This is a genomic window from Streptomyces sp. NPDC048002, from assembly GCF_040653275.1.
Classification (GTDB): Bacteria; Actinomycetota; Actinomycetes; order Streptomycetales; family Streptomycetaceae; genus Streptomyces.
Map to the genome: position 1 here is coordinate 1 of NZ_JBEZNL010000092.1, position 2,038 is coordinate 2,038.

The following is a 2,038-nucleotide window of genomic DNA, read 5'->3' on the forward strand; positions in this document are numbered from 1 at the left end:
TGACGGTGTGAGGTCCCACAAGATCTTGGACAGATTGGCTCCACGACATGCTTGATGTCACCGGGACATGCTGGACAGCAGTTACGACTCGGTGCGGTTGGGCGCTCTGAACCCGGTGATCGGCTTGTCGCTGGTGCGGGGGTGGGTGGACAGCTCGACGTCACCGTCGAGGACCCGGAAGCAGGTGTCCTCAAGGACGATCGTCACGGTCTTCCCAGCGTGTGCGCGACCGATCCGCACTCGCTGGCCGCCGAGCATCACGCGGCCGTCTGGGGGAACCTTCCGCCGGGCCCGCAGAGCCTGGACGGAGGGTGGGATGACCATGGTGCGCGGGCTTCGGGCGCCGCTGATCTGCCGCCGCTTCTCCGGCGGGACCGGCGCGGGCATGGTCTTGATGACGCGGCCGTCGACGATGACGTGCATCAGCTGGCCGTCGAAGCGAAGAGTGACGTGCTGTCCGGCCAGATGGTGTGCGATCTTCACCTTCTGGCCCCCGAGCCCGATGTCGCCGTCCCGGTCGATGACACGGTCGACCTCGACCACGAGAGCGGGCTTCGCCTCATCGATCAGGGCCGGAGCGGCCGGCTCAGGCCCGGCGATGCGACCGCCCCGCTGCACCAAAGCCTTCAGGTCAGCCGGGGTGAGCTTGGAGACGCGGGTGCGGGCGAGATCGCCGTCGATGAAGACGTGGATGCTGCGTTCGTCGGCCCAGATGGTGGTCCTGCGTCCGCCCAGGGCGGCGGGGAACTTCATCTGCTGGTTGTTGGGCAGGCAGAGCCTGCCGATCGGCGAGATGATCGCTTCGAACTCGACGGCCCGGATGTGGGACTCGTCGACCGGCAGCCGCGGAGAGGGCAGCAGGGAGGGAAGCTGCGGCGCCAGGAGCTCGGCCACGGCGGACGCTCGCTCGTCCTCCGGCTCGGGCAGGTGGACCTCGCGCTGCTGATCCTTGGTCTCGGTGGGACGGAACACGGAGGTCGGGGTGGCCATCTGCAGGGCCTGATGCGGGCGCTTGTGGTTGTAGCCGTAGACCCACGCATCGATAGCTGCCTGTGCCGTCCCATGGTCGGCGAACGGTCCCACGTGGTCGAGGAGCTCACGGCGCAACGACTTGTGGAACCTCTCGATCTTCCCGGTCGTGGTGGGCGAGCGGGGCTTGGTCAGCCGGGCGGTGATGCCGTTCTCCCGGCAGATCCGTTCGAAGAGGACCTCGGCCGGGAACGGCTTGGTGTAGCGGCCGGTGAACTGCTTGCCGTTGTCGGTCAGCACCTCCGACGGCACTCCGTACGTGGTCATGGCCTCGGCGAACGCGGTGCACACCGCGCGGCCGGACGGCTGGGCGACCACCTTGGCGATGACGATGAACCGGGAGTGGTCGTCGATGCCGGTGACGAGCTTGCACTCGCGGCCGCCGGCCAGGAACACCCCGCTCATGAGATCGAGCTGCCACAGCTGCATCGGAGCGTCGCGCTGCCAACGCTTGTAGACGCGGCGGTGGTTCTGTTCCTGGTGGTTGATCAGTCCGTTGCGGGCCAGGATGCGGTGCACCGTGGACCGGCCGGGGACCGGCTTCATGCCGCGCTGGCCGAGCTCGTAGACGATGCGGCGGGCACCCCAGCGTGGATAGGTCCGGCGCAGTTCGCAGACCAGGGACTCGACCTCGGGGGCAACCTGGTGGGGTGAGGTGTGGGGCCGGCGGGACTGGTCCACCAGCCCGCCCAGTCCTCCGGCGTGGTACCGCTCGACCCAGGTGTACACGGTCTGCCGCGACACCCCGAACCGGCGGGCAACCTCAGCGACAGGTGCACCGTCCAGCATCTGCAACACCGCATGGTACCGGTGCTCGGCCATCCACCGCCGGTCGTCCACGGGTTCCGAATCGCGCGCTTCAGCCACGTCAGAGTCAACGAGACACGGCCGTCCAGGATGTGCCGAGACCTTCAGAAATCTCGCGGGACCGTCAAGCATCAGTCCGGTACAGACTGTCCAACTTCTCGTGGGACTTCACACTACGGGGAGAACGACATGGCCGTTGACA

The 2,038-nt window shown here is 67.5% G+C and carries 1 protein-coding gene; it reads right to left on the reverse strand.

All coding sequences use genetic code 11. From position 1 onward, the window contains the following. Window positions 1-81: 81 nt before the first annotated feature. On the reverse strand, window positions 82-1,851 hold the full coding sequence (locus AB0E07_RS39815; protein ID WP_362263376.1) for an IS481 family transposase: 1,770 nt from the start codon (window positions 1,849-1,851) through the stop codon (window positions 82-84). Between the last annotated feature and the right edge of the window lie 187 nt (window positions 1,852-2,038).

Bases quoted from the DNA above. Each gene is read 5' to 3' on its own strand.
- AB0E07_RS39815 (WP_362263376.1), bottom strand. From the start codon at position 1,851: ATGGCCGAGCACCGGTACCATGCGGTGTTGCAGATGCTGGACGGTGCA.